Source organism: Ruegeria sp. HKCCA5463, assembly GCF_013034175.1.
Lineage (GTDB): Bacteria > Pseudomonadota > Alphaproteobacteria > Rhodobacterales > Rhodobacteraceae > Ruegeria.
In genome coordinates this window covers 153999-178803 of record NZ_WQFL01000007.1, presented here as the reverse complement: position 1 = coordinate 178803, position 24805 = coordinate 153999, and the positions used below count along the sequence as shown (strand labels likewise).

Here is a 24805-nt window from a genome sequence, read left to right as displayed (position 1 = left end):
GCTATTCACCGTCGAGGTAAGCCCAATGGGCCGCGCGGGCAAGCCCCGCCTTGCCGTACAAGGCCCAAACGGGCATAGTTTCCGCAACAAATACCAAAAGAGCAGTCCAGATGCCGCAAATGCGTTCAGGCTCAGACAAACGGGTCTTCCTGTTTCTTCAGGGACCTCACGGGCCGTTTTTCTCAACACTCGGGCGGATGTTGCGTGCCACGGGGGCACAGGTCTGGCGGGTTGGGTTCAATGCGGGGGATCAGGCGTTCTGGTTCGACAAGGCAAGTTTCATCGCATTCCGGAACAAGCCCGACGATTGGCCCGAGACATTGAACGGGTTGATTGCCAACAAGGGCGTCACGGATATCGTTCTTTATGGCGACACGAGACCGGTCCACGCCCGCGCGGTTGAGATTGCGAAGTCTCAAGGGCTGACAATTCATGTTTTCGAAGAAGGCTACCTGCGGCCCTGGTGGGTCACGTACGAGCGGGACGGGTCAAACGGGCATTCGCGCCTGATGTCACTGGATGTCGACCAGATGCAGCAGGCTCTGGCCCGCTCGGACAGTAAAACGCCCCCGCCACCGTCGCATTGGGGGGATATGCGGCAACACATATTCTACGGTGCCCTCTATCATTGGTTCGTCATGTTCCTGAACAAGAGATACCGCAATTTCCAGCCTCATCGTGATCTGTCGGTTTCACAGGAATTCCGTTTGTATTTCAAACGCCTGATGCTGATGCCTGTTCATCGCCTGCAACGCAGCGTTGCCACGGCGCGCGTCAGATGGGGGGGCTTCCCCTATCACCTCGTGCTGCTGCAACTCGGGCATGACAGTTCGGTTCAGGCCCATTCCGAATTCTCTTGCATGTCCGATTTTCTGGAACTGGTCATCGCAGGATTCGCGCAAGGCGCACCGGCGCATCACAGGCTGGTTGTAAAAGAGCACCCTTTGGAAAACCACCGTGAACCATTGCACCTTCGCGCCATGGAGATTGCCAGGAAACACGGGGTGCAGAACCGTGTTCACTATGTCCCCGGCGGAAAACTGGCAGGTTTGCTGGATGAGGCGAACTCGGCCGTCACCGTGAATTCCACTGCGGGGCAGCAGGTCTTGTGGCGGGGTATTCCGCTGCGTATTTTCGGACGTTCGGTTTATGACAAGACCGACTTCGTATCACAGCAGTCGATCGCCGCATTTTTTGCTGAACCAGACGCGCCGGATGTCGACGCCTATCGCTGTTACCGGCAATTCCTGCTGGAAACCAGCCAGGTTCCGGGCGGGTTTTATTCCCGGCGCGGCAGGCGGCAGTTGCTGCGCCGCGCCGTGGACATGATGCTCAGCAGCAGTGACCCTTATCAGGCCCTTCTGAACAAGAACGAGGCACCGACGCCACAGTTGAAAATCGTCGAGTAATTCGGGCGCTCTGTGACTGGAAGTTGTGCTGCTTACCGGCTAATCTTCCCGCAACAACAAAAGACTGAGGATATCCGGCAGTGCAATTCTCTCCTAAGCGATGGATGCGGGGGGTTTCCCTTGTAGCCGCAATCGGCTTGATGGCGGCCTGCCAACTTCCGAAATCCGGGCCTAACAAGACCGAAATTCTGGCGGGCGCAGTCCAGAATGGCGGCAACGCGTTTGTCGTCGAAGTCGATGACCGCGTGACACGCCTTACATCCGCCGTGCCTCAGTTCGGCTTTTCGTCCTCGTTCAGCAGCGCCCAGGCCTTGACCGCCGACACTGTCCGCCCTGGTGACGTGCTCGGCCTGACCATATGGGAAAACGTGGACGATGGGTTGCTGTCCGGCGAAACCGGTGCGGCGACCATTCTGGACGAAGTTCAGGTCGACAGCGATGGTTTCATTTTCGTCCCCTATGCGGGTCGGATTCGGGCCGCGGGCAACACCCCCGAACAGCTTCGCGTTTTGATCACGAACAAGCTGCGGGAACAGACACCCGACCCACAGATCGAAGTGCGGCGTGTTGCGGGTGACGGTTCCACCGTCTCGCTGACGGGTACAGTCGCAACCCCCGGCATCTATCCGATCGAACGCCCAACCCGTTCCCTGCTTGGCATGCTGTCCAAGGCGGGCGGGGTCTCAGTAGCGTCGGATATCGCGTTGGTGACGCTGATCCGAGGGGATCAAAAGGGCACCGTCTGGTACGAAGATCTGTTCCGCAACCCGAAACTGGACGTCGCTTTGCGTGGCGGCGACCGCATTTTGGTGGAAGAAGACAGCAGATCATACATAGCTCTCGGCGCGACCGGGGGTCAGTCTCGTGTGGCCTTTGACAGTCAGGACCTTACCGCCTTGGAAGCACTGGCTCAGGTCGGTGGTCTGCTAACACTGTCCTCTGATCCAACCGGCATTTTCATTCTGCGAAAAGAGCGTCAGGACATCGCGCGCAGCATCACGGGACGCGCCGACCTGAAGGGGTATCAACGCATGATCTACCTGCTGAACCTGACGGCCCCCAACGGCCTGTTCATCGCGCGGGATTTCGTGATCCGCGACGATGATACGATTTATGTGACCGAAGCGCCCTATGCACAGTGGAGCAAATCGATCTCGCTGATCGCTGGTGGCCTGACCCCCATCGCAAACGTCGCCACGCTGACCGGCAACTGATGCATGGTACCCGATCCGGACAGCGCAGCCGGGGCCGAGCGCACCCGGCTGTTCGTCTACAACGGCGGGTTTCTTACGCAAAAACGCCTGAGACGGATTCTAACGCTTGCCGGATATGACATTCGTCTGGGTCTTCCCAAGGATGGCGATTGCGTGGGCATATGGGGCAACAGCCCGACCGCGTATCGGGGCCTGCGCATCGCCGAAAAACACCGTGCACCCGTTCTGCGGGTCGAGGATGCCTTTCTCAGGTCTCTGCACCCGGGGCGCGCCGGTGAACCGCCCTTGGGTCTTTTGCTGGACCGTTCAGGCCCGCATTTCGATGCGGCAGAACCTTCCGACCTTGAGAAGCTGCTGAACACTGATCCCTTGGACGACACCGCGCTGCTGAACCGCGCACGCGCGGCGATGGAGCGGGTCAGGGAATTGCACCTCAGCAAGTATTCCGCGTTTGACCCCGATCTTGCCGCACCTGACCCCGGTTATGTACTGATCATCGACCAGACGGTTGGCGATGCCGCCGTCTCGGCAAGCGGTGCCGATCGTGCCCGTTTTCTTGAAATGCTTGTGGTCGCGCAGGAGGAAAACCCAGGCGCGCGCATTCTGATCAAGACACATCCAGAAACGATGGCAGGTCATCGTCAGGGATATTTCACCGATCAGAACCTGTCAGACCGGGTCACGTGGTTTGACAAGCCCATCAGCCCCTGGCCCCTGCTTGAGGGTGCCGTTGCGGTTTATACCGTTTCCTCGCAGCTGGGCTTTGAAGCAATCCTGGCCGGTCACAAACCGCGCGTTTTCGGCCAACCGTTCTATGCCGGCTGGGGCCTGACTCAGGATGAATTCCCAGTCCAACGCCGACAGCGCAACCTGACCCGCGCGCAACTGTTCGCGGCCGCGATGCTGCTTTACCCGACCTGGTACGACCCCTTTCGCGATCAGCTCTGCGAACTGGAAACGGTTCTGGACATTTTGGAGGCGCAGACCCGCGCATGGCAGCAGGACAGGCACGGTTGGACGGCCGCCGGTATGCGTCTGTGGAAACGCAGGCACATGCAACAGATTTTCGGGCGGCATGGCAAGTTGCGCTTTACGGCCACACAGCCTGATGCCTCGGATCGCCCGCACATGGTCTGGGCCAGTCAGGCGCGCGACAGCGAAGGGGCCGTTCGTGTGGAAGACGGTTTTTTGCGTTCCCGCGGACTTGGGGCGGCGCTTGTTCCGCCCCTATCCCTGGTAACCGACGAAATCGGCATCTACTATGACCCCACAAAGCCCAGCCAGTTGGAAAACCTGATCAGCGAGCGTGCAACATTGCGCCCGGATCAGGAATTGCGCGCTGAACGGCTTGTTGAGAGATTGCTGGCCGATGGTTTGAGCAAATACAACACGGGCCAATCCGCGCCGGTTCTACCCCATGGGCACCGAATTCTGGTGCCCGGACAGGTTGAAGATGACGCCTCGATCCTGCTGGGCACCAACACGGTGCGCAGCAATCTGGACTTGCTGAAATCGGCGCGCGAAGCCAACCCCGATGCAATCCTGATCTACAAACCGCACCCCGATGTCGAAGCCGGTTTGCGGGATGGCCAGATAGACGCAGAGTCACTTGCGGACCTTGTCGTGACCCGAACTGACCCTGCCTCGCTGCTGACGCAGGTGGACGAGGTGTGGACGATGACATCGCTATTGGGGTTCGAGGCATTGTTGCGCGGGGTGAGGGTCACGACCCTGGGCGCGCCCTTCTATGCGGGATGGGGCCTGACCACCGATCTGGATGCCGTCCCCGTCAGGCGAGGTGCACGGCCGTCGCTGATGGGTTTGGTGCACGCCACCTTGATTGACTATCCACGCTATTTCGATCCGATCACCAGACAACCCTGCCCTGTCGAAGTGGCTGTTGAACGCTTGGCGCTGGGGTATTCGGCACCGTCCGGTCCGTTCAATCGATTTCTGTCAAAGCTTCAGGGCGCGTTCGCAACGCACGCTCATCTTTGGCGTTGACGTTATTCCGACGCTCTGCGCCAACGGTGCAATACATCCCCGCCGACCGCCTGCGTTTCGATCAATTCGAACCTCGGCGCGGCCTCCAGCGTTTCCAGACCAAGTGTCCCGACCGCGGCCAGTCCTTCGGCCCCGATGGTTAAACCGGCAGTGAACCCGACCAGCTCGTCCACCAGATCCTCGGCCAGCAGCGAGGCCGCAAGCGCGGCCCCGCCTTCGCAGAAGACACTGGTCAAACCGGCCTGACCCAGTTGCTGAAGCAGATCCACTGCATCGATATGATGGTCTTTCAATGCACAGGGGATCAGCTTTGCCCCCAATCCCTCCCACGTCTGTGCACGCTCGGCATCCGGGTGATGCGCATGGCAGAGCCAGACAGGTATCCTTGAGGCCGTGCGAGCCAGCTGACCCATCAGGGATATGTCCATATGGCGGGACACCACGACGCGGACAGGCTGATGCTCAACGCCAATATCCCGAACGGTCAGCGAGGGGTCGTCGGCGCGCGCCGTCCCTGCCCCGACCATCACTGCATCGTGACGTGCACGCATGGCATGGACCACACGACGTGCCTGCGGTCCGGTGATCCATTGGCTGTGCCCTGTCGAGGTTGCGATGCGCCCGTCGAAACTGCTGGCCATCTTCAGCGTCACAAAAGGTCGGCCTTGTTCAGTCTTGAGGAAGAAGCCTTCCAGATCCCGTTCTGCCTGTTCCGCAAGAACGCCGGTTATGACTTCAATCCCCGCCTCGCGCAACATGGCAAAACCCTGCCCGGCCACGCGCGGATCGCTATCTTCCACAGCGGCTACAACGCGGGATACCCCTGCCGCAATCAAGGCCTGGGCACAGGGCGGCGTCTTGCCGTGATGGGCACAGGGTTCCAACGTTACATAGGCGGTCGCACCACGTGCGCCCTGCCCGGCCTGAGCCAACGCTTCGGTCTCGGCATGAGGGCGGCCACCCGGTTGCGTCCAGCCCCGCCCAATGATCCGGTCATCACGAACAATGACACACCCCACGGCGGGGTTCGGCCAGCACGTCCCCTGACCGCGCCGCCCCAAAGACAGGGCAAGCGCCATGAATCGCTTATCTGTTTCGTTCACTCGTCAGTCGAAGGCTGCGGCGGGCGCAGTTCGTGGACGAACTCCTCGAAATCATCGGCCGCCTGGAAATTCTTGTACACACTCGCAAAGCGAACATAGGCGACAGTGTCGATCCGCGCCAGAGCTTCCATAACGATCTCACCGATCTTGTTGGACGGGATATCCGTATCGCCCATGCTTTCCAGACGGCGCACGATGCCCGAAATCATCTGATCGATCCGTTCGGGATCAACGGGGCGTTTCTGCATCGAGATACGGATCGAACGCTCCAGCTTGTCGCGATCGAAATCTTCGCGTTTACCATTGGTTTTTATGACAACCAGATCACGCAGTTGCACACGTTCGTAGGTCGTGAACCGTCCGCCACAGGCCGGACAGAACCGGCGTCGGCGGATTGCCACGTGGTCCTCTGCCGGGCGTGAATCTTTCACCTGAGTGTCGATATTTCCGCAAAACGGGCAGCGCATCCGCCGTCTCCTCGTCCCATGTTCGGCCTCTTTTTGTAAGCGCTGCGGCTTACTTATCCACAACTATAGGGCAGCCGCTAGGATTTGGGTAGTCGGAAATTCAAACCGCTAAATAGTGGGTCAGGCCAGATACGCCGCGACCTTCCTTTGATGCGGCGCGGTGCGGTGTTCAAACAGGTAAATCCCTTGCCAAGTTCCAAGAACAGGCCGTCCCTGCGACACCGGGATCGTCAACGAAACCGGCAAGAGCGCGGCCTTGATATGCGCAGGCATATCGTCCGGGCCTTCATAGGTGTGCCGCAGATACGACATGGCAGGGTTGTCTGACGGTGGAACCAGCTGTTCGAAGAACGCCTGAAGATCTTTTTGAACTTCGGGGTCCGCGTTTTCCTGAATCAGCAATGAGCAGGAAGTGTGGCGAACGAAAAGGGTCAAGACCCCATCTTTCGCCACCCGTTCAAGCCATTGCAGAACGTCGGACGTGAATTCGTACAGCCCCGGTCCTTGGGTGTGCAAAACGAACTCGGTCTGCATCGTGTCTATCCTGCGCGTTTGTCAGTCGTTGAAGAACGGTCGATAATTACACCGTGCATTCGCACCTTGTACAGATTCACTGTTGCCAGGCTGAAACCCGAACGAGACAAAGCTGCTTGGTTGCACATCAACCGTTTGAGGTTGCTTGATCGAAAACTGAACCGCTGTTCTGCGACCGGTTGTGACACTGGGCCCGTACCCCCGCAGCACGTAAATCCGGTCCGTCCAACCCAATCCCAAGGTTCGGCGCGCATAATCTGCGGCCGCGCACCAATAGCCTTCGGTACGCATGTCGCCGCGGGGGATGACCTCAAAATCAGTGGCGTTTATGGGTTCCGTTCGAAATCCGTTCCGTGCAGCATCTGCTGTCAATGGAACACTGAAGGCCAAGGCTGCCAACGCGGCGAAAGTGTATGACTGTTTCATGGTAATTTCTTCCCTGATTGCTTGTTCCAAATAGCGACCCCTAAATAGGTTAGTCGAACTTCACCGCGTGCACAGGGTACCTCACAATCAATTCAGCCCGCCAGGTACATAGCGTTATCCGGTGTGAGCCAGCCTTGACAGCGGATCAGCAGGCCCAAGCCCGGCGTCGTAGAACAACGCGCCACTTGCGGGAAAAAGAGCGTGCCGGGGAGCCCTGAGCAGAGATTGGTGATTTCTCCGAGGCTCTGACCTCATCCCCATAAAGGTCCCGACCCGGCAACAAAGCTGATTTGGACAGCCCCGCTCTACACTTCATGCGCGTTCCGGTCAAAACCTTTCGAGAACTTGCCAACAAGTAGTACTCAAGTGCAAAATCCTTTCTGCCAAAAGCCAAAGTCAACAAAGGGATTTCCCTGATAAACTGTTAGTGTATTTGAGAATGTAAGGTGTTGTACCACGATGGATGTAGATATCGACCGACTACATTTTTTGATCCAGGCACTGGATCGCCACGCCGGCAACAGCAAAGTATCCCAGCGGGTATTGAAACAGGCCGGGCTGCGTCAGCAGGATATCGCGCCCCCTGCCGCAGTCTACAGCGCACATAAAGAGGCTCTGTTCATCCGGCACGCCTGTGACGCCGTTGGTGACATCACATTTGCGGCACGCACTGGGCTCGAGGTCACGTCGGCCTCGACCGTGACGGGGTATATCAGTAAATACTCCCGCGATTTGAGGCAGGTGATGGAAAACCTGTCCCGTTTTCACGGCATCATCGATCCGGCCATCGGGCTCAGCTTCCGTGTTGCCGGTAACTTCGCGGCCCTTGAGGCCGATTGGAAAGACGCCAGCTTTGCCCGCTATCATCGGCGCACGGAATTCCTGTTGTTCGCTGCGCTGGCCAGGATGAGAAACCTCACGCAGGTGAAGTTGCACCCGATCGAGATGCGCTTTCAGCACAAAGTTGGAAGCTACGCCAAAACCTACGAAAAGCTGGCAGGCTGCCCGGTGGTTTTCAGCGCTGAAAAGATTGAGATCATTCTGCCGCTATCTGCGCTGGAATTGAAAGTGCCGACCTATGATCCCAAGCTGCGGGAGCATTTGCTGGAATACGGTGAACGTCTGCTGGCCGAAAAAACACCTCCCAAGCACCAGACCCGCGCCCGTGTCGAAGGTCTGATCACCCGATCCCTGCCCGGCGCAATCCTGCAAGCCGAAGATGCGGCGGCTGATCTGGGGATGAGCCTCAGAACCTTCAGTCGACGTCTCAAGGAAGAAGGCACAAGCTATCGCGATATTGTGGACGATCTAAGATGTGATCTGGCCCAGACTTTCATCACAAATGGCATGACTCTGTCTGAAATCTCATACGCGCTGGGCTATGCCGATCAGGCTGCTTTTTCGACCGCCTTCAAACGGTGGACAGGTCAACCGCCCAGCGCCTTCAAGACCCGAGTGGAACATCCCATTCGGACAGCTGGCCGGGGGTCATCAGCCTGAAAAACCTCGCCCCGGCCTGTCCCATGAGTGGACAAGACCGATATAGAAAGGCACACCGCCCCGGCCTTGTGCATTCGCGCCAACGTGATGCGAGAACCAGCCAATGTGAACGAAAAAAGGCGCCTCTGAGGGGCGCCTTTGTTCTGATATATCTTTGTTCTTATTGATCCAGGAAAGACCGGAGTTTTCGTGAACGGCTGGGATGCTTCAGCTTCCGCAGCGCCTTGGCCTCGATCTGACGGATCCGTTCGCGGGTCACGCTGAACTGCTGGCCGACTTCTTCCAAAGTGTGATCGGTGTTCATGCCGATGCCAAAACGCATCCGCAGAACCCGTTCTTCGCGCGGGGTGAGCGAGGCCAGAACCCTTGTGGTGGTTTCCTTGAGGTTTTCCTGAATGGCGCTGTCCAGGGGCAGCACAGCATTCTTGTCCTCGATGAAGTCGCCCAATTGGCTGTCTTCCTCGTCGCCAATCGGCGTCTCCAGAGAAATCGGCTCTTTGGCGATCTTCATCACCTTGCGCACTTTCTCGAGCGGCATCTGCAACTTTTCGGCCAGTTCTTCCGGCGTCGGCTCGCGGCCGATTTCATGCAGCATCTGACGGCCCGTGCGCACCAGCTTGTTGATCGTTTCGATCATATGAACCGGAATACGGATCGTGCGGGCCTGATCTGCGATCGAGCGGGTGATCGCCTGGCGGATCCACCAGGTCGCATAGGTCGAGAACTTGTAGCCACGACGGTATTCGAACTTGTCCACCGCCTTCATCAGGCCGATGTTGCCTTCCTGAATAAGATCAAGGAATTGCAGGCCGCGGTTGGTGTACTTTTTGGCGATCGAGATCACCAGGCGCAGGTTGGCTTCGACCATTTCCTTCTTGGCCTGCCGCGCCTCTTTCTCGCCCTTCTGAACCTGCTGCACGATGCGGCGGAATTCCGAGATATCCAGACCGACATACTGGCCGACCTGAGCCATGTCGTTGCGCAGTTCCTCGACCTTCGCGGTCGAGCGTTCGATGAACATCTGCCATCCCCGGCCCGGCTTTTCGGCCATCTCGGCCAGCCAGTTCGGATCCAGCTCACGTCCCCGATACGCTTCGATGAACTCACGGCGGTTGATGCGTGCCTGATCGGCCAGCTTGACCATCGCGCTGTCCAGAGACATGACGCGGCGGTTGATGCCATAAAGCTGGTCGATCAGCGCCTCGATCCGGTTGTTGTGCAGGTGAAGGCCATTCACCAGCTCGACGATCTCAGCCCGCAGTTTCTGATAGGTTTCTTCGTCCTTTTCACTGAACGTACCGTCTTCGTTCAGCGTGGCCGAAATCCGGCTGTCCTGCATTTCTGACAGCATCGAGAAGTCGGTCGAGATACGCTCCAACGTGGTCAGGACCTGATCCTTCAGCGCCGCTTCCATCGCGGCCAGTGACATGTTGGCCTGATCGTCTTCGTCGTCATCGTCATCGTTGTTCAGCGGGTTGCCATCCGCATCCAGCTCGGGGCCGGTATCCTTGGCTGGCTTGTTCGCCTGCACGGCCGAGGTATCGACGACCGGCTCTTCAACGTCACCGTCCTCGTCCAACTGGTTGCCGAATGTGGTTTCCAGATCAATGACATCCCGCAGAAGAATGTCTTCGGACAACAATTCGTCATGCCAGATGGTGATCGCCTGAAAGGTCAGCGGGCTTTCACACAGGCCCGCAATCATCGTGTTGCGACCGGCTTCGATCCGCTTGGCGATTGCGATCTCACCCTCGCGGCTCAGCAGTTCGACCGACCCCATCTCACGCAGATACATGCGCACAGGGTCGTCGGTGCGATCCAGCTTTTCAGTGCCGGAACCGGCCAGTGCAACCTCACGGTTGCTTTCCGCGGCAACCAGTTCGGTCGAGCCTTTGTTCTCTTCTTCTTCGGCCTCTTCATCTTCGATGATGTTGATGCCCATCTCGGACAGCATCGACATTACGTCTTCGATCTGTTCCGAACTGACCTGATCAGGCGGCAACACCTGATTGAGCTGGTCGTAGGTAATGTAACCTTTCTCGCGAGCCTCGGCGATCATCTTCTTGACGTTCGCCTGGCTCATGTCCAGCGAGATTTCCTGTTCCTGCTCGTCGGATTTGCGGTCTTCGTTCGTATCCTTGGCGGCCATTCAATGCTCCTGCAGGGATGGGTGATTCGTCTCAGCCGAATCATTAGCGCGTATAAGTGATTCGGCCACCCGTTTACCCGTTTTTCTTTTCCAGTGCCTTACGAAAACACCACTTATCGGCGTTTCCGCTCGAATTTGATGCCAGACATGATCGCCGCAAACGCGTCTTTCTCGTCACGATTGATTCGCGCCCCATTGTCAGCAATGTCGAAAACGGCCCTATCCTCGTTCTGGCTTCGACTCGTGCGGTTGCGCTCTTCGGCGGCTTGCGCCAGCCGGTATGTCAGCGCCTCATCGGGCAGATCGGACAGTTCTTCCGCCGCTTCGGCAATCTCGGCATCCAACCCCCGGAGCGCTTTGATCTTTGCGAGTTCCTCGGCCAGTGTCATCTCGGCCTTTTCAACGTCGCCTGGCTTGGACACACAGGGGATGACTGCCACATGGCGAAGGGTCAGCAGGTTTTCAAGGGCGTCAGGCCCCATTGATGCGATAATGTGGTCTTTCAGGTTGTCCGGATCATCAATTGCGTGACGCAGAACAGCATCGCGCAACGCCGCGTAGTCAGGATTGTGACATTCCATTTCTTCCAACTGTTGCTCAAATTGGACAACAACCTTGGGATTCAGAATTGAAATCGCCAGAATAGCGGCTTCACGCAGCTGGATATCCGCGTTTTCCGAAGAGGCCAGAAACGAACTGCGCGCGCCCGGCGTCGCGGTCTGCTGCGGCTGCCATTTTCCCCGCGGTTGCCACGGACGGTTTTGAGGTTGTCGTCGGGGGCGGAACAGTTGCCAGCGCAGGTCTTTGATTTCCTGACCGTAATGCGAGCGGATCGAGGGATCTCGGATCAGCTTGATCTTGTCCCGCAGTGCCTTGTCCAGTGCTGCCTTGCGTTCCGGGCTGTCGAATACCTTTCCTTCGGTCTCGCGCTGCCACAGCAGTTTGACCATCGGCACGGCCCCTTCCAGAACGGCCTGAACGGCGCCCGGGCCTTCGGCGCGCAACAGATCGTCCGGGTCCTTGCCTTCGGGCATCAAGGCAAAACGCAGGGATTTTCCGGCCTCCAGCAGCGGCAGTGCCAGATCAACCGCCCGCATGGCCGCCCGCAGACCCGCGGCATCCCCGTCCAGTGCAATGATCGGTTCATCCGCGATCCGCCAGAGCAGTTGCAACTGATGTTCAGTAATGGCCGTTCCCAAAGGCGCAACCGACGCACCAAACCCCGCCTCGGCCAGCGCGATCACGTCCATATACCCTTCGGCCACGATCAGCGGCTGCCCTTTGCCCGCCGCCTGCCGCGCTGGACCTTGATTGTAAAGGCTGCGCCCCTTGTCGAACAACTCGGTCTCGGGCGAGTTCAGGTATTTCGCGTTGTCATTCGGATCCATCGCGCGGCCACCGAATGCAATGCAGCGCCCACGCGGATCCCGGATCGGGAACATGATCCGGTTGCGGAATGTGTCATAGGGTTTTTTGCCTTTGTTTGAAGGCTTGGCCAGCCCGGCGCCAAGGATCAGCTCCTCTGGGATGCTCTTGCCGCGCAGGTGATCCCAAAGCGCCTGCCAACTGTCCGGCGCAAACCCGATCTCCCACCGATCCAGCGCGCTTTGATCCAAACCCCGGCGCGACAGGTAATCCCGTGTCTCTGCCCCCGCCGCCGTTTTCAGCTGCAAGCGGAAAAACTGCACCGCCTGTTCCATCACATCGGCAAGCTGACTGCGGCGATCCTGCTTTTCCTGTGCTTTCGGATCCCGCGCAGGCATCGGCATGCCAGCCTCGCGGGCGAGGATTTCCACCGCTTCGATGAACGAAACATTTTCCGTTTCTTTCACAAAGCTGATTGCGTCGCCCTTGGCGTGACAGCCGAAGCAGTAATAAAACCCCTTCTGATCATCGACATGGAATGAGGCCGTCTTTTCGTGATGAAAAGGGCAAGGCGCCCACATGTCACCTTTGCCTTGATTGGATTTGCGCTGATCCCAAATCACCTTGCGCCCGACGACCTGAGACAGGCTCAGGCGGGTGCGCAGTTCATCCAGAAATCCTGGGGGCAGTGACATGAGTCAAACCTGACAGAAACAGGAAAGCGCGCCAAGGGGAAGGCGCGCGTTTGTCCACAGGGAAATGTCCGGGCTGTGGATTATTGTTGCAAACACAGCTCAAGCCAAGCGGCGCCCAGATCCTTTTTGCGCACGTCGCGCATCTTTTGTTCATAGACCCACGGCGTGATCAGCGGAATCGCGGCGTTGTAGTTCTCGGGCCATGTCGGGCCACTATCAGCCACGGCTTGCGCCACATCTCGTTCTTTCACGCGGTCCAGCCGCGCCTTTTGGATCGCTGCCACCACATCCGCCTGATACTTGCAGCTTTGTTCCTTAGTTTCCTGAGCGGCCAAAGGGGTGGCCAGCAGAGCCGCGACAATGGCTATACGCAACATGGAGGTCTCCGGGATTCGTTTCTCTGAGTGTCTACTATCCGTCAAACTAACGGGCCGCCATCGACATTCAAGCCGCGGCGCGTACCGGCGGGGCGAAATGATCACCCCGCCCGCCTGCTTCAGAGCCCCTTGGCGCGATAGCTTTTGGCCACGCGGTCGATCGCCACGATATAGGCCGCAGTACGCAGGTCTTCGACATCGTCGCGGCTGTGCCACACTTCACGCATCGACTGGTAGGCAATACGCATCGTATCGTCGAGGCCTGAACGCACCAGTTCAAGCTCATCGGCACCCTTGAGGTATTTTGCCTTGAAGTCCGGAGACATCGACCACGCGTCACCCAGATAACGGTCCAGCCGCTCCAGTTCGCTGACGATCAGTTCATGTCGCGCCTCTTCCTGCCGACGCTGCATCCGGCCGAAACGAATGTGGCTAAGGTTCTTGACCCATTCAAAATAAGACACCGTCACACCACCCGCGTTGGCATACATATCCGGGATGATAACGGTACCTTTCTTGCGAAGAATCTCATCCGCGCCAGCGGTGACCGGGCCGTTCGCTGCCTCGATGATCAAAGGTGCCTTGATCCGCTCGGCGTTGGAAAGGTTGATGACACCCTCAAGGGCAGCCGGGATCAAAATATCACACTCAGCCTCCAGAACGCTTGTGCCTTCCGCTGAATGAGTCGCGTCCGGATAATCCTTGACGCCGCCATGCTTGACGATCCACTGGCGGACGGCTTCGACGTCGATACCATCCGGGTTATAAAGCGCTCCGTCCCATTCAATGATACCTACAACGCGTGAACCGTCCTCCTCGCTCAGAAACTTCGCAGCGTGATAGCCCACATTGCCGAGCCCCTGCACCACAACACGCTTGCCGTCCAGCTTGCCCGACAGGCCTGCCGCCCTGACGTCTTCGGGGTGACGGAAAAATTCGCGCAGAGCGTACTGAATGCCACGTCCGGTGGCTTCAACCCGCCCAGCGATACCACCTGCGTTCAATGGCTTGCCGGTCACACAGGCCCGTGCATTGATGTCGGTGGTGTTCATCCGGGCGTATTGGTCAGCCATCCAGGCCATTTCGCGTTCGCCCGTTCCCATGTCGGGCGCGGGAACGTTTTGCGACGGGTTTATAAGATCCCGCTTTGCAAGTTCATAGGCAAAGCGTCGTGTGATTTGCTCCAGCTCGTGTTCTTCGTATTTCCGCGGATCAATGCAAAGCCCGCCTTTCGATCCGCCAAAAGGCGTTTCGACAAGAGCGCATTTGTACGTCATCAACGCAGCTAGCGCTTCGACCTCATCCTGGTTCACAGCAGTGGCATAGCGAATGCCGCCTTTGACCGGCTCCATATGTTCAGAATGGACAGACCTGTATCCGGTGAACGTATGGATCTCACCACGCAGACGCACACCGAACCGAACTGTATAGGTCGCGTTGCAAACCCGGATTTTCTGCTCCAGCCCCGGCGGCAGTTCCATCAGGGCGGCCGCCCTGTTGAACATCAGGTCAACACTCTCGCGAAAGCTTGGTTCTTGGATGCCGGTCATAAAATCCTCCGTACCGCTGGATGACGAAACGTCATGACGTTTTGTCGCACCACTCAAGTCTGGCTGCAATCAAACAATGCACTTTTTTTCATCACCTTCTTAACAGAGACTTGAGGACCTGATGGTGAGTCGCCCAATCCAGTCAATCGCTTAACTGATTGTCTTCATTTCATCGACAGACCAGGGGAAAACGTGAAAATTATACCCCTTGAGTGCGCAAAAAGGCCAAAACCAAGCCTTTTTCGCCCAATTCACGCCACGTTTGAAAATTAAATTTAACCGGAATTTCCTTTCTTTGGCGCACGACTTCTATGTGCGAGGCGGAGTCATCAAATGATAATTTTCTCGCTTCAGAACGACGGCTCGAAGCCGAAACACAAGATTTCCCAGTTGCGGCTGTTTGCCCGAAAAGAAGACGGCACTTTTACGATATTCACCCTGCTCATTTTAATCCTGATGCTGGCCATTACCGGCATGGCGATGGATCTGATGACGTACGAGCGCGACCGCGCCAGCCTGCAATCCACGCTGGACCGCGCGGTGCTTGCTGCAGCAGATCTTGACCAAAAGCTGCCACCCAAGGATGTTGTCGACGCCTATATGGAAAAGGCCGGGCTGGGCCATCTTGAGAAAACCGTGACCGTCACCGAAGGGTTTGGCTCCAGAAAAGTGGCCGCGACCGCCAATGCAGTCGTTCCGACGCGCTTCATGAGGTTCGGAAAAGTTACCGAACTGAATATGAAAGCGGCAAGCACTGCCATAGAGTCCATCGGTTCTGTTGAAATCTCGCTGGTTCTGGACATGTCCGGTTCCATGACAAGGTCTTCTGCGACCGCCGGAAAGTCGAAGATCGAAGTCTTGAGAACTGCGGCGAAGGGCTTTGTCACCAAAATGCTTGAGGAATCTGGTGAAACGAAGATTTCGATGTCGATTGTCCCCTATGCCACTCAAGTCAATGCCGGGCAGGACATTCTGGGTAAATTCACCAACGTGACCTCAGAGCACAACTATTCCCATTGCGTGAACTTTACTTCCGGACAATTCGGATCTGCGACGCTTAGCCCGAATACCTTCTATCAGCGTACTGGGCATTTCGATCCTTGGCGATACAATTCGGCAAACGTCAACGGCGTTTCAACCGATGGAGAACAGCCCCCGGCCTATTTCGTATGCCCTGTTCGCAGCGGCAGTGAAATTACAGCTGTCACCGACAATGTCCAATATCTGCACAACCGCATCGATGCCCTGACCGCAAGTGGCAACACATCTATCGACGTAGGCATGAAATGGGGTGTCGGCATGCTGGATCCGTCATTCCAGCCTGTGATCAATGCCTTGGCCACCGAAAACAAGGTTCCTGCAAAATTCGCTCTGCGCCCGGAATCTTATGACTCGGACGTGCTTAAGGTCGTAATCGTAATGACCGACGGGCAAAACACTTCGCAGTACATGTTGGACTCGTCCGCGCGTAGTGGCCTGACTGAAGTTTGGTTCAACCCTGACTATCAAAGACCCGACGGGAAAAAGGGTGAATATAGTATCCGCTATTCGACCAACCCAGATCGTTGGGTCTGGATGCAACATACAGAAGAAAACGGCAGCTATGTCACGGCAGGCCATCCTTTTGGGAACCCACCCAATGAAAACTCTTCTAACGAAGAGATCGGCACCGCCACTCGCCTGACCTATCCTGAGCTTTTTGCCCGAGCTTCGCTGTGGTGGAACGCCAAGAACAACTTCTATTGGCAAAGCAACCACGAGAATAACTGGTACTACGGCCTCAGAAAATCAGTGGGATCTTCCACAAAGAACGCGCGCACGACCAGCATCTGCGGCGCGGCCAAAGACAAGGGTGTCATCATCTATGGCATCGCTTTCGAGGCCCCCACCAGCGGCTTGAATACCATCAAGTCCTGCGCAAGCTCGGACAGCCATGTTCACAATGTAGCTGGATTGGATCTGGACAAGGCGTTTACTGCGATTGCTTCGTCCATCCGCAAATTGAGGCTGACGCAATGATCCGCAAATCACTGTCAAAACTCCGTACTTTCAAGCGATCCGAGTCCGGGAACGCGACGATCGAATTTGTCATGATCATTCCGTTTTTCCTGGCATTCATTGGTATTGGTGGAGAGATGTCTATAATCACCACCAAGCACGCCGCGCTGGAACGGGGAGTTGATCTGGTCGTTCGGGATATCCGTCTGGGCACAGGCACCAACTGGAGCCACGATGTAATCAAGGACCGGATTTGCGACATTTCCGGTATCAAGAATTGTAAAACCAACCTGCGGCTGCAAATGCTCCGCCAGAACGCATTCAATGGTATCGTACTTTCGGACGAAATACCCTGCACCGACAGTTCGGAAGACCCCAAACCAGTGCTCGACTTCAAAAGCGGGGCCTCAAACGAGTTGATGATTTTGCGGGCCTGCCTGCGTATCGATCCTGTTCTGGAAAGCTCGATCATCGCAAACACAGTGGTCGACGAAAGCGGCCACTATGCAGTGACCGCAACGACCGCATTCGTGCAGGAGCCACGGTAAAGCTATGTTTGTATTCAGAAACGTGAAAAACCGCATCAAGGCCTTCAAGCAGGACGAAAGTGGTATTCTGACCGTCGAGGCCATCATGATCTTCCCGCTGTTGTTGTGGACGATTACGTTTACGTTCACCGCATTCGAGGGATTTCGTCAAAGCGCGTCGAACCTGAAAGCTGCCTATACGGTCAGCGATCTGATCTCACGTGAATCGGCCGCCGTGACTGATGTTTACATCGACTCGCTTCACGAACTTATGGGCGAAATGGTCAACAACCGGTCTGAAGTGCGCATGCGTGTCTCGCTGATCCGTTTTGACGAGAACGACAACCGCCACTACGTGGATTGGTCGACCGTGCGCGGCTATGACACGGAATGGAACGACAACAACATCCAGGAAATCGAAAACCGTCTGCCGCCGATGCCGGATCAGGACACGGTCATTCTGGTGGAAACATCCAACGAGTATATTCCTCAGTTTAAACCTGGCTGGGATCTGGCGACCGGCATTAACTTTCAAAACTTCATCTTCACCCGTCCCCGCTTTTCCACCAAGGTCGCTTGCAACCTAGTGCGCCCTCCGGTCGTCTGCGTGGATAATAGCGCTTAAGACTTCTGACATGAACTTGGCTTCGGCGGCAGACGTCATGCCGCCAACGCCTACCCGGCGACCAATCCGCCACCACAATCCGGGGGCCCATTGGTACGTATCTTTGTGCTTGGTGCGAACCAGAAAGCCGTTTGACGGCTTGAACGCGAATACGCCGCGATCCACCGACTCAATATCAGCCACCTTTGCGATCATTTGACCTGACCCGGTACGCAATTCCGACTGTGTCAGTTCAATATGGTCCTGGGTCGCGTGCCATACACGATAGGCCAGCCAAAGCGACGCGCCCCCTACAGCAAAAAGAAATACTTGCCACGCCGGTTCGGGCGGCGATGCCAAAGCGACGTATGTGACCAGCACCCCAACCGTCGACAGCATCCCTACCCCGATCCACCGTCTGGGGGATGATGCCTGAATCGTTGCCAGCACTTCGTCCTGCATGGATGTCTCCTGTCCGTTCCGCTTCGACTTAGCGACTTTCCAGGGGAAACAACAGGGCTTTGGTTGCTTAGCAAATTTGCACAGCTCCGGTTAATTAACGCTGATTGACCGCAATCACGCAGGGGTTACATGCTGATCAAACGAACCGGAGGCGAATATGTCCCTTAGACCAACACTGGAAACACGCAGGGCCACCCCGACGATGGAAGGGGCTGGCGTGAAACTTCACCGCGCATTCGGGTTTCAGGACCCGTCCGAACTTGATCCTTTCCTGCTGTTCGACGACTTCAGGAACGAACGCCCGCAGGACTATAAGGCTGGTTTTCCCTGGCATCCGCATCGCGGAATCGAGACGATCACCTATGTTCTGGCCGGATCGGTCGAGCATTCGGATTCGCTGGGCAACACCGGCACTTTGGTCGCGGGCGACGTGCAGTGGATGACGGCGGGGTCCGGCATCCTGCATCAGGAAATGCCGCAGGGAAACACCTCGGGGCAGATGCATGGGTTTCAGCTGTGGGGTAACCTGCCTTCGGATCAGAAGATGACTGCCCCGCGCTATCAGGATGTTCAAAGCAAGGATATCCCCGAAGTCACTGATGACGACGGCACCACCGTTCGTGTGATTGTCGGAGAGTTCTGGGGCAAAACCGGCCCCGTGGACGGCATTGCGGCAGATCCACAATATCTGGACATCTCGGTTCCGGCGGGTGTGAAGAAGACCTTTCGCATCGACACTTATCGCCGAGCCTTCGCCTATGTCTTTCAAGGTCAGGCAGCTTTTGCAGATGCGTCACGCCCGTCCGGTGTGCTGTTGGAAAAAGAGGTCGCCGGGCAAGAGGTGAATATCCGGGATATGTCGGGTGACCGCACGCTTGTCCGTTTCGGGACGGGGGACGAAATCACCGTTCAGGCTGGCCCCGAAGGCGTTCGGTTTCTGTTGATCTCGGGGGCTCCGATCAATGAGCCCGTCGCATGGCACGGGCCCATTGTGATGAACACGCGGGCCGAATTGGAACAAGCGTTTCGCGAACTGCGAAACGGGACCTTCATTCGCCCTGCGCACTGACACAGTGACGGTCTGGCCCTGTCAGGCCGTCACCGCCTTATGCACCATGTTCCAATAAATCCGTTCGACCTCGTCCAGTGACAGCCGCCCTCCGGACCTGTACCAGGTCATCACTCCGTTCAACATGGCAATCACCGCCAGCGTCGCGATCTTGGTGTCCGGTATCGCAAACTGACCAGCCTGCTGGCCAGAGTGAAGAATGTCCTCCAGCGCGTTTTCGTATTGGCGCCGAAGGTCTTCGATTTCAGCGAAGTTTTCGGGCGAGAGGTTGCGCAGTTCCATATAGGCGATGAACACCTCGTCTGGGCGTTGCAGGTGGAAACGAATGTGAAAACCGACGAATCGGCGCAACGCTTGCCGGCAGTCATCGCAGCGCTCCAGCGCGTTGAGCGCCGAAAGCAGATCCTGCATATGCTCTCGCATCAACCGATACAGCAAACTCTGCTTGTCCGGTGTGTAATTGTATAGCGCCCCCGCCTGAACGCCGACCTCTTTCGCGATCTGCCGCATCGAAACCGCGGCATAGCCGTGGCGGGCAAACAGGTTCAGGGCCGCCTTTCGGATGCGCGGGCCTGTGATGTCAGAGTGGGAGCCTTGAGTACGTGCCATGCACCCACAGTATCTGAACAAATGTTCATATAGAACCCCGCTTGATCGGCGCCGGTAAAAGGTGCATCACGAAAGGACGAACGAAACCGAAAAGCGTGCCACATGAAACTGCTGCCTGTTCTGCCTCTTATTCTTGTGTTTGCCGGGTGTTCAGACTTTCCCGAACTTGAAGGCAGTGAACCGGCCTCGGTCAAATCGGCCCCCTACCCGCGCCTTGTTCCGGTGCAGGAAACGTTGGGGCCTTCGATTGATCCCGTAAGCCAGGCCGCAGAGGTGGAGGAAGACCTGACGCAGCGCAGCGAGGCGCTTGCGAAAAAGGCCCAGGCGCTGCAAAACGCGCAAACCAACTAAAGCGTGACATTTGACCTCGACAATCCCCCGGTGACGGATTGCACCCTTGGCCTGAACCCGATAAGGCAGCGCTGATCGGGCAGGCGTCCGAATTCAGACAAGTTTCGAGCGGAAAGGAACCCACGACATGACACAGGCACTGCGGCTGGGAATTGCGGGCTTGGGAACTGTCGGCGTGGGTGTCGTCAAGATTGTTCGCCGCCACGCAGATTTGCTGAAGGCGCGCACGGGCCGGTCGATTGAAATCGTGGCCGTATCGGCGCGGGATACGAACAAGGACCGCGGTGTGAACCTGTCGGATTATGCCTGGGAAACCGACCCGGTTGCGCTGGCGAAACGTGACGATATCGATGTCTATGTCGAACTGATGGGCGGCGAAAACGGTCCGGCCAAGGCCTCGGTCGAAGCCGCGCTGGCCAGCGGCAAAGACGTCGTGACCGCCAACAAGGCTTTGCTGGCCATTCACGGGCAGGAACTGGCCGAACAGGCCGAAGCTGCTGGCCGCGTCATCCGGTTTGAGGCCGCAGTCGCGGGCGGTATCCCCGTAATCAAGTCCCTGACCGAGGGGCTGGCCGGAAACGAGATCACGCGCGTGATGGGCGTGATGAACGGCACCTGCAACTACATTCTGACCCGGATGCAATCGCAGCGTCAGGGCTATAACGCCCTTTTCGACGAATGCGCCGAACTTGGGTATCTTGAGGCTGACCCCAATCTGGATGTCGGTGGCATCGACGCCGCGCACAAACTGGCTTTGCTGGCCTCGATCGCTTTTGGCACCAAGCCAAATTTCGACGGGATTGAGATCGAAGGCATTCAGCAAATCAGCCTCGACGATATCGACCAGGCCGAGGATATGGGCTTTCGCATCAAACTGCTGGGCGTGGCACAGCGCACCGCGCGCGGGCTGGAACAACGCATGCAGCCTTGCCTTGTGCCCAGCGACTCGCCCTTGGGGCAATTGGAAGGCGGCACCAACATGGTGGTGATCGAAGGCGACGCGGTTGAACAGGTTGTTCTGCGTGGCCCCGGTGCGGGTGAAGGCCCGACGGCCAGCGCCGTGATGGGCGACGTGTGCGATCTGGCACGTGGGCTGCAAATCCCGACCTTTGGCCGACCGGCCAATTCGCTTGAGGCCGCGGCCCCGGCCGTCACGGGCCTGCCTGCGCCTTATTATCTGCGGCTGGGTCTGCTGGATAAACCGGGCGCACTGGCCAAGGTTGCAGCCATTCTGGGCGATGCCGGCGTTTCGATAGACAGGATGCGCCAGTATGCCCATGCAGAAAGCACGGCGCCTGTGCTGATCGTTACCCACAAAACCACCCGCGCCGCGCTGGACGTTGCGCTGGACCGGTTCCGGGAAACGGATGTGGTTGCCGGTGCCCCCGTCGCATTGCGGATTGAAGAGGTTTGAACTTGCGGCCTGCATGAAACGCAAGCTATGCCGATAGAAACGGCTTAAATGACCAGAGGATACATGACAATGAGTGCTGCCAAAACCGATTTCAACGACCGCCTGCTGTCTCTGGGGCTGGCAAGGGTGGCGGAACAGGCTGCGCTGGCCTCGGCTTCGCTGGTGGGGCGTGGTGACGAGAAAGCCGCCGACCAGGCCGCCGTGAATGCGATGCGAGAACAGCTGAACATGCTGGACATTGCTGGCGTCGTGGTGATCGGTGAAGGTGAACGCGACGAAGCTCCGATGCTTTATATTGGCGAAGAAGTCGGCACCGGAAACGGCCCCGGCGTGGACATCGCGCTGGATCCGCTGGAAGGCACAACGCTGACCGCAAAGGACATGCCCAACGCGCTGACCGTGATTGCCATGGGCCCGCGCGGCTCGATGCTGCATGCGCCCGACGTTTACATGGACAAGCTTGCTGTTGGTCCGGGCCTGCCCGAGGGCGTCGTCAATCTGGACATGTCTCCACGTGAACGGGTGGAATCCTTGGCAAAAGCCAAGAACTGCAAGCCTGCGGACATCACCGTCTGTATTCTGGAACGTCCCCGTCACGAGGCGATGATCGCCGAAGTGCGCGAAACCGGAGCATCGATCCGCCTGATCACCGATGGTGACGTGGCAGGTGTCATGCATTGCGCAGAAAGCGAAGTGACCGGCATCGACATGTATATGGGCCAGGGTGGCGCCCCCGAGGGGGTTTTGGCTGCCGCTGCGCTGAAATGCATGGGCGGTCAGATCTTTGGTCGCCTGTTGTTCCGCAACGATGACGAGCGGGGCCGTGCTGCCAAGGCGGGTATCACCGATCTGGACCGGGTCTATTCGCGCGATGAGATGGTGACCGCAGATGTGATCTTTGCCGCAACGGGTGTAACCGGCGGTTCTCTGTTGCCGCGCATCAAGCGCGAGCCGGGTTGGGTGGAAACCACGACGCTGCTGATGCGTTCAAAGACCGGGTCCGTACGCCGCATGTCGTATCGCACCCCCACCTGGCCGCACGATAACGCCTAACGGCTTGCGCCGTTGCCTCCGGCGGGAGTATTTGGGAAAAGATGAAAAGGCCGGGTCCGAAAGGATCCGGCCTTGGTTCACAAGGGGCAGGCAATGGGTTTTCTTGGCGTAGAACAATCACTGACCGGGCGGCGCTGGGTTGGCCCGGAAGCCGAGCTGGAGCGGGCTGCCGAGATGATGACTCAACAGACCGACCTGCCGCGTGCGGTATGTCAGGTTCTGGCCCGTCGTGGCGTGCCGGTCATGGAGGCGCGCGGCTTTCTGGACCCCAAGCTAAAGGAGCTGCTGCCAGATCCCCGCGACATGAAGGACATGGAAACGGCGGCGGCGCGTTTTCTGGACGCCGTACGCCATCGCCAGAAAATCGCGGTGTTCGCGGATTACGATGTTGACGGCGGCTGCTCTGCCGCTCTGCTGCTGGTTTGGCTTCGGCAGATGGGGTTGCAGGCGACGCTTTATGTGCCGGATCGGATTGATGAGGGATATGGTCCGAATGTTCCGGCAATGCGGGAACTGGCAACCAGCCACGACCTGATCATTTGCGTCGATTGCGGCACGCTCAGCCATGAACCGATTGCCGCAGCCACGGGGGCCGACGTGATTGTTCTGGATCACCACCTCGGCGGCGAAACCCTGCCGGATTGCGTCGCAGTCGTGAATCCCAACCGGCAGGATGAAAGCGGTGATCTAGGCTATTTCTGCGCGGCGGGTGTCGTGTTTCTGATGCTGGTCGAAGCAGGGCGCCAGCTGCGCGCGGCAGGCGCAAAGGGGCCTGACCTGATATCGATGCTGGACCTGGTGGCCCTGGCAACCGTGGCTGACGTAGCGCCATTGATCGGCGCCAATCGCGCCCTGGTTCGACAAGGCCTGAAAGTGATGGCCCAAAGGCAGCGCCCCGGACTTGTCGCGCTGTCCGATGTCTCGCGCATGGATACGGCGCCCAACAGCTATCACCTGGGTTTTCTGCTTGGCCCCCGCGTGAACGCGGGTGGTCGCATCGGGCAGGCCGATCTGGGCGCCCGCCTGCTGAGCACGGATTCCCTGCACGAGGCACAGGCCCTGTCCGAACGTCTGGACGCGCTGAACACAGAACGCCGGGACATTGAAAACGCCGTGCGCGCCGCCGCGATGGAGCAGGCCGAGGGTCGCGGACTCGACGCACCGCTGGTCTGGGCCGCCGGTGAAGGCTGGCATCCGGGTGTGGTGGGCATCGTGGCGTCTCGTTTGAAGGAAACCGCCAACCGTCCGGCCGTCGTGATCGGCTTTGACGGTGATGAGGGCAAAGGCTCGGGGCGTTCGGTCTCGGGCGTGGATCTGGGGGCGTCGATCCAGCGGCTCGCGGCCGAAGGGTTGCTGGTCAAGGGTGGCGGGCACAAGATGGCCGCTGGACTTACCGTCATGCGCGACAAACTGGAACCTGCGATGGAACGCCTCAGCGAGTTGCTGGCAAAACAAGGCGCAGGTCAGGGCGGCCCTGCCGATATGAAGCTGGAAGGCGCCCTTATGCCGGGTGCCGCGACAGTGGACCTTGTCGAACAGATCGAACAGGCCGGACCGTTTGGCGCCGGAGCCCCTGCCCCGCGATACGCGCTTCCGGATCTTCAGGTGCGTTTTGCCAAACGTGTCGGGGAAACGCACCTGAAGTTGTCATTGTCCGATGGCATGGGTGGAGGGCTGGATGCGATTGCCTTTGGTGCCTTTGACAGTCCGATGGGCGAGAGACTATCAAATCATGGTGGCGCACGCTTTCATTTTGCAGGCCGGCTTGAGGTGAACAACTGGGGCGGGCGGCAATCCGTGCAGCTCAGGCTCGAGGACGCGGCAGAGGCAAATTGACGTCTCGCTCGGAAGGCGTAAAAAACTTTCTCATCCCTGCGTTTTTCGGCTTGCGGGGGTCACGGTGAAACCGTAAAAGGCCCTCCACA

General features: G+C 58.0%; 23 protein-coding genes. 12 read left to right on the top strand and 11 right to left on the bottom strand.

From position 1 onward, the window contains the following. Window position 1: 1 nt before the first annotated feature. Window positions 2-139 carry a hypothetical protein gene (locus tag GOW09_RS22370; protein WP_217360287.1) on the bottom strand — a complete coding sequence of 46 codons (138 nt, stop codon included), beginning with the start codon at window positions 137-139 and terminating at the stop codon, window positions 2-4. On the opposite strand from GOW09_RS22370, the gene GOW09_RS15675 reads away from it, so the two are divergent. The 3 genes from GOW09_RS15675 to GOW09_RS15665 all read left to right on the top strand — a co-directional run bounded on the left by GOW09_RS15675 (window position 120) and on the right by GOW09_RS15665 (window position 4627). Next, window positions 120-1409, top strand: coding sequence for a capsule biosynthesis protein (locus GOW09_RS15675; RefSeq protein ID WP_371808056.1), 1290 nt, complete (start codon window positions 120-122; stop codon window positions 1407-1409). The two genes, GOW09_RS22370 and GOW09_RS15675, sit on opposite strands and share 20 nt — an antisense overlap. 104 nt (window positions 1410-1513) lie before the next feature. Next, window positions 1514-2623 carry a polysaccharide biosynthesis/export family protein gene (locus GOW09_RS15670; RefSeq protein ID WP_171119619.1) on the top strand — a complete coding sequence of 370 codons (1110 nt, stop codon included), beginning with the start codon at window positions 1514-1516 and terminating at the stop codon, window positions 2621-2623. Window positions 2624-2626: 3 nt separating this feature from the next. Further along, window positions 2627-4627, top strand: coding sequence for a capsular polysaccharide biosynthesis protein (locus GOW09_RS15665; protein ID WP_171119530.1), 2001 nt, complete (start codon window positions 2627-2629; stop codon window positions 4625-4627). A gap of 2 nt (window positions 4628-4629) precedes the next feature. Here the strand turns inward: GOW09_RS15665 and ribD are convergent, their stop codons facing one another. The 4 genes from ribD to GOW09_RS15645 all read right to left on the bottom strand — a co-directional run bounded on the left by ribD (window position 4630) and on the right by GOW09_RS15645 (window position 7157). Beyond that, window positions 4630-5730 carry a bifunctional diaminohydroxyphosphoribosylaminopyrimidine deaminase/5-amino-6-(5-phosphoribosylamino)uracil reductase RibD gene (gene ribD / locus GOW09_RS15660; protein WP_171119529.1) on the bottom strand — a complete coding sequence of 367 codons (1101 nt, stop codon included), beginning with the start codon at window positions 5728-5730 and terminating at the stop codon, window positions 4630-4632. Next, window positions 5727-6197 carry a transcriptional regulator NrdR gene (gene nrdR, locus GOW09_RS15655; protein WP_117869416.1) on the bottom strand — a complete coding sequence of 157 codons (471 nt, stop codon included), beginning with the start codon at window positions 6195-6197 and terminating at the stop codon, window positions 5727-5729. Before nrdR ends, ribD begins: the two co-directional genes overlap by 4 nt. A 120-nt stretch (window positions 6198-6317) precedes the next feature. Then, window positions 6318-6731: a secondary thiamine-phosphate synthase enzyme YjbQ gene (locus GOW09_RS15650; protein WP_171119528.1), complete on the bottom strand. Its 414-nt coding sequence runs from the start codon at window positions 6729-6731 to the stop codon at window positions 6318-6320. A gap of 21 nt (window positions 6732-6752) precedes the next feature. Further along, window positions 6753-7157 (bottom strand): hypothetical protein, encoded by a 405-nt coding sequence (locus tag GOW09_RS15645; RefSeq protein ID WP_152457548.1) that lies wholly within the window; start codon window positions 7155-7157, stop codon window positions 6753-6755. Window positions 7158-7616: 459 nt separating this feature from the next. Here GOW09_RS15645 and GOW09_RS15640 point away from each other — a divergent pair, with 459 nt between their 5' ends. Further along, window positions 7617-8657 carry an AraC family transcriptional regulator gene (locus tag GOW09_RS15640; protein ID WP_171119527.1) on the top strand — a complete coding sequence of 347 codons (1041 nt, stop codon included), beginning with the start codon at window positions 7617-7619 and terminating at the stop codon, window positions 8655-8657. A gap of 160 nt (window positions 8658-8817) precedes the next feature. Here GOW09_RS15640 and rpoD read toward each other — a convergent pair whose 3' ends face one another. The 4 genes from rpoD to GOW09_RS15620 form a co-directional block, all read right to left on the bottom strand. Further along, window positions 8818-10806, bottom strand: coding sequence for an RNA polymerase sigma factor RpoD (rpoD, locus tag GOW09_RS15635; RefSeq protein ID WP_171119526.1), 1989 nt, complete (start codon window positions 10804-10806; stop codon window positions 8818-8820). Between the two features lie 113 nt (window positions 10807-10919). Beyond that, window positions 10920-12866 (bottom strand): DNA primase, encoded by a 1947-nt coding sequence (gene dnaG / locus GOW09_RS15630; protein ID WP_171119525.1) that lies wholly within the window; start codon window positions 12864-12866, stop codon window positions 10920-10922. An 80-nt stretch (window positions 12867-12946) separates the two neighbouring features. Continuing rightward, window positions 12947-13243 carry a hypothetical protein gene (locus tag GOW09_RS15625; protein ID WP_152457544.1) on the bottom strand — a complete coding sequence of 99 codons (297 nt, stop codon included), beginning with the start codon at window positions 13241-13243 and terminating at the stop codon, window positions 12947-12949. A gap of 119 nt (window positions 13244-13362) precedes the next feature. Beyond that, window positions 13363-14793: a Glu/Leu/Phe/Val dehydrogenase gene (locus GOW09_RS15620; RefSeq protein ID WP_152457543.1), complete on the bottom strand. Its 1431-nt coding sequence runs from the start codon at window positions 14791-14793 to the stop codon at window positions 13363-13365. Window positions 14794-15183: 390 nt separating this feature from the next. On the opposite strand from GOW09_RS15620, the gene GOW09_RS15615 reads away from it, so the two are divergent. The 3 genes from GOW09_RS15615 to GOW09_RS15605 are packed head-to-tail and all read left to right on the top strand — an operon-like array spanning window position 15184 to window position 17943. Beyond that, on the top strand, window positions 15184-16812 hold the full coding sequence (locus GOW09_RS15615; RefSeq protein ID WP_253282461.1) for a Tad domain-containing protein: 1629 nt from the start codon (window positions 15184-15186) through the stop codon (window positions 16810-16812). Further along, window positions 16809-17339 carry a TadE/TadG family type IV pilus assembly protein gene (locus tag GOW09_RS15610; RefSeq protein WP_171119523.1) on the top strand — a complete coding sequence of 177 codons (531 nt, stop codon included), beginning with the start codon at window positions 16809-16811 and terminating at the stop codon, window positions 17337-17339. The genes GOW09_RS15615 and GOW09_RS15610 overlap by 4 nt, the downstream gene beginning before the upstream one ends. Before the next feature lie 4 nt (window positions 17340-17343). After that, a complete protein-coding gene (locus GOW09_RS15605) occupies window positions 17344-17943 on the top strand; it encodes a TadE/TadG family type IV pilus assembly protein (RefSeq protein WP_152457540.1) in 600 nt (199 codons plus the stop codon). Here GOW09_RS15605 and GOW09_RS15600 read toward each other — a convergent pair. Continuing rightward, the gene (locus GOW09_RS15600) at window positions 17902-18384 is read right to left on the bottom strand and encodes a hypothetical protein (protein ID WP_152457539.1); all 483 of its coding nucleotides are present in this window, start codon (window positions 18382-18384) and stop codon (window positions 17902-17904) included. The genes GOW09_RS15605 and GOW09_RS15600 overlap by 42 nt on opposite strands. A gap of 157 nt (window positions 18385-18541) precedes the next feature. On the opposite strand from GOW09_RS15600, the gene GOW09_RS15595 reads away from it, so the two are divergent. Further along, window positions 18542-19453 (top strand): pirin family protein, encoded by a 912-nt coding sequence (locus tag GOW09_RS15595; RefSeq protein WP_171119522.1) that lies wholly within the window; start codon window positions 18542-18544, stop codon window positions 19451-19453. Between the two features lie 21 nt (window positions 19454-19474). Here GOW09_RS15595 and GOW09_RS15590 read toward each other — a convergent pair whose 3' ends face one another. Continuing rightward, on the bottom strand, window positions 19475-20062 hold the full coding sequence (locus tag GOW09_RS15590) for a TetR/AcrR family transcriptional regulator (protein WP_171119521.1): 588 nt from the start codon (window positions 20060-20062) through the stop codon (window positions 19475-19477). A gap of 102 nt (window positions 20063-20164) precedes the next feature. On the opposite strand from GOW09_RS15590, the gene GOW09_RS15585 reads away from it, so the two are divergent. The 4 genes from GOW09_RS15585 to recJ all read left to right on the top strand — a co-directional run bounded on the left by GOW09_RS15585 (window position 20165) and on the right by recJ (window position 24716). Beyond that, the gene (locus tag GOW09_RS15585; protein ID WP_171119520.1) at window positions 20165-20413 is read left to right on the top strand and encodes a hypothetical protein; all 249 of its coding nucleotides are present in this window, start codon (window positions 20165-20167) and stop codon (window positions 20411-20413) included. A 127-nt stretch (window positions 20414-20540) separates the two neighbouring features. Then, window positions 20541-21827 (top strand): homoserine dehydrogenase, encoded by a 1287-nt coding sequence (locus GOW09_RS15580; protein WP_171119519.1) that lies wholly within the window; start codon window positions 20541-20543, stop codon window positions 21825-21827. A gap of 69 nt (window positions 21828-21896) precedes the next feature. After that, window positions 21897-22880, top strand: a complete 984-nt coding sequence (gene glpX, locus GOW09_RS15575; RefSeq protein ID WP_171119518.1) for a class II fructose-bisphosphatase — start codon at window positions 21897-21899, stop codon at window positions 22878-22880. Window positions 22881-22973: 93 nt separating this feature from the next. Then, a complete protein-coding gene (gene recJ, locus GOW09_RS15570; protein WP_171119517.1) occupies window positions 22974-24716 on the top strand; it encodes a single-stranded-DNA-specific exonuclease RecJ in 1743 nt (580 codons plus the stop codon). Window positions 24717-24805 lie beyond the last annotated feature (89 nt).